The sequence below is a fragment of the Rhizobium sp. L9 genome, from assembly GCF_002531885.1.
Lineage (GTDB): Bacteria > Pseudomonadota > Alphaproteobacteria > Rhizobiales > Rhizobiaceae > Rhizobium.
Genome location: NZ_NWSZ01000075.1, coordinates 1 through 2485 on the forward strand (window position 1 = coordinate 1; position 2485 = coordinate 2485).

The 2485-nt window shown below is 60.9% G+C and carries 1 protein-coding gene and 1 pseudogene; both read left to right on the forward strand.

The features are described from left to right. Positions 1-111 precede the first annotated feature (111 nt). Positions 112-1605: pseudogene (istA, locus tag CO660_RS32220) on the forward strand (IS21 family transposase); the annotation flags it as partial. 5 nt (positions 1606-1610) lie between these two features. Further along, the gene (istB, locus tag CO660_RS32225) at positions 1611-2345 is read left to right on the forward strand and encodes an IS21-like element helper ATPase IstB (protein WP_064818141.1); all 735 of its coding nucleotides are present in this window, start codon (positions 1611-1613) and stop codon (positions 2343-2345) included. The last annotated feature ends 140 nt before the right edge of the window (positions 2346-2485 follow it).

Consider the following 2485-nt stretch of genomic DNA (forward strand, 5'->3'; position numbering starts at 1 on the left):
TGTGTTTCGGCGTGCAAATTTGACCCCCTTGGCGGGGTAATCGGCGTCCAATTTTGACCCCCCTCAGATTTCATCTGACCATCCGGCTTTTGGCGGCGGATGGAGTGGGAGTTGAAGCGAGTGGATACTATTGCGCGTGTTCGACGGGCCTTCCATGTGCAGGGCTGGTCGGTGAAGAAGATCGTCCGGGAACTGCATGTTTCGCGCAACACGGTCCGCAAGATTTTGCGTTCCGACGAGACCGATTTTACCTATGAACGAGAGCGACAACCGCTGCCGAGGATCGGAGCGTGGAAGGCCGAGATCGAGCGGTTCCTGACGACCAACGAGGGCAAGCCATCGCGCGAACGGTTGACGCTGATCCGGATTTACGAGGAGGTTCGGGCACTCGGCTACGACGGCAGTTATGACGCGATCCGGCGATACGCCAAGACCTGGGCGAAGAACCGGGGAGCCATGACGGCGGAAGCCTACGTGCCGCTCTATTACGCGCCGGGTGAGGCCTACCAGTTCGACTGGAGCCACGAGATCATTCTGATCAACGGCGTGACGACGACCGTCAAGGTTGCTCACGTCCGGCTCTGCCACAGCCGGATGATGTTCGTCAGGGCCTATATGCGCGAAAGCCAGGAGATGGTGTTCGATGCGCACGACAAGGCCTTCGCCTTCTTCCGTGGCACCTGCACGCGCGGCATCTACGACAACATGAAGACGGCGGTCGAGGCCGTATTCGTCGGCAAGGAGCGGCAATACAATCGCCGTTTCCTGCAGATGTGCAGCCATTATCTCGTTCATCCCGTGGCCTGCACGCCCGCATCAGGCTGGGAGAAGGGGCAGGTCGAGAACCAGGTTGGCCTCGTGCGCGAACGCTTCTTCACTCCACGCCTTCGCGTCAAAAGCCTGGAAGAGCTGAACGTATGGCTGCTCGACAAGTGCATCGCCTACGCCAAGGCGCACCGCCATCCCGAGCAGACCGAGCGGATGATCTGGCAAATGTTCGAGGAGGAGCGCGGCAGCCTCGTCCATTACGTCGGGCCGTTCGACGGATTCCACTGCGTCCCGACCTCGGTGTCGAAGACCTGCACGGTCCGCTTCGACAACAACAAATACTCCGTCCTCTCAACTGCGGTCGGCCGGCCGGTCGAGGTTCACGCCTATGCCGAGAAGATCGTCATCAGGCAGGACGGTGTGAACGTCGGTGAGCATCCTCGTTGCTTTGGCCGTGGCGAGACGATCTACGATCCCTGGCATTATGTCCCTGTTCTGGCACGCAAACCCGGTGCTTTGCGCAATGGTGCGCCGTTCCGTGAATGGGTCCTACCCACAGCGATGGAGAAAGTGCGCCGGCGGCTGAAGAGTGTCCATGATGGTGATCGGCAAATGGTCACCATTCTCGGATGCGTTCCCGCCGACGGTCTGGCGGCCGTCGATGCTGCCTGCCAGGAGGCTTTGGATCACGGCGTCTGCTCGGCCTCGGTGATCATCAACATTCTGGCCCGGAGCCGTGATCCGGCCCCGGCCGCAACCCTGCAAACCCCGGATGCGCTGCGGCTTACCCATGAACCGGTCGCCGACTGCGCACGGTATGACAGCCTCAGGAGGGCAAGCTGATGGAACGCACACAGGTTCTCGAACTGATGAGCACGCTGAAGCTCTATGGAATGCGCGGCGCTTACGACGAGGTCATGGGCAACGGCATCAAGCGGCAGCACGAACCGCCGCGCATCGTCGGCGATCTCTTGCAGTCGGAGATCGCCGAGAAGCAGGCCCGCTCCATTCGCTACCAGCTCAGCATTGCCAAGCTGCCGCTCGCCAAGGACATCGACGACTTCGACTTCGCCGATACGCCCGTCAATGAACCCCTGGTGCGGGAGCTGTCGACCGGCACCTTCGTCGCCGATCAGCGCAATGTTGTCCTCGTCGGCGGCACGGGAACCGGGAAGAGCCATCTGGCCATCGCGATTGCCCGCGCACTGATCCGCAACGGAACACGCGGGCGCTTCTTCAATGTCGTCGATCTGGTCAATCGCTTGGAAACGGAAACGCGCAGCGGCAAGCAGGGGCGGACGGCCGACTACCTCAACCGTCTCGACTTCATCATCCTTGACGAACTCGGCTACCTGCCGTTCGCCCAGGCCGGCGGCCAACTCCTGTTCCATCTGATCAGCAGGCTCTACGAGCGGACTTCGATCATCGTCACCACGAACCTGGCCTTTGGAGAATGGCCGACGGTGTTCGGTGACGCCAAGATGACGACCGCGCTTCTGGACCGTCTCACCCACCACTGCGAGATCGTCGAAACCGGAAACGAATCCTGGCGCTTCAAGAACCGCTCTCAAAGCTAAAGCCGAAGACGATCATCACGCGCACTTGGCCTACCCTCTGCAACCCCGGCCAGCGCCGGGCAGGCCAAGCGCTGATCTACAGCATATGGGGGGTCAAAATTGGACGCCGATAAGGGGTGAACTTTGGACGCCGATTGACA

Coding starts and splice junctions, on each gene's coding strand:
- istB (WP_064818141.1), top strand. CDS start 1,611: ATGGAACGCACACAGGTTCTCGAACTGATGAGCACGCTGAAGCTCTAT.